The following is a 524-nucleotide window of genomic DNA, read 5'->3' as shown; positions in this document are numbered from 1 at the left end:
CTTCCATCGCCGTATCATTAATCACAACCACCTTACGGTTGATCTCTTCCGACACCGAACTTTGCTCTTCTGCCGCTGAAGCGATCTGATTATTCATATCATTAATTACTTCAATAGCTTGGTTGATTTCGGCCAACGCCAACTGCGCTGCTTGTGTTTCTTCTTTGGTATCCACCGCTTGTTTCTGGCTTTGCTCCATCAACACGACGATTGATTGCGTTTCTTGCTCCAAACGAGCCAACATTGCACGAATTTCTGCTGTCGAGCCTTGTGTGCGCGTTGCAAGGTTGCGGACTTCATCGGCTACCACAGCAAAACCACGACCCGCTTCACCAGCACGCGCAGCTTCAGTCGCAGCGTTTAGAGCCAACACGTTGGTTTGATCGGCAATGCCACCAATCTCACTCAGAATACCCTGAATAGCCGTGCTTGAAGCCACCAAATTCTGCGTCTGGTGCTGTGCATCATTCACTTGCGAAGCGAGGTTATCCACCGCGCTTGCAGCATTGTCCATACGCGACATG

1 protein-coding gene is annotated in these 524 nt (G+C 50.2%); it reads right to left on the bottom strand.

The features are described from left to right. Positions 1-524 (bottom strand): methyl-accepting chemotaxis protein (locus R7E78_RS30350; RefSeq protein ID WP_318059175.1); only part of this gene is annotated, 524 nt, incomplete at both ends.

It is taken from the genome of Vibrio sp. YT-19(2023) (assembly GCF_033337395.1).
The sequence above is the reverse complement of the archived record's forward strand: the minus strand, read 5'-3'. Positions and strand labels throughout refer to the sequence as shown.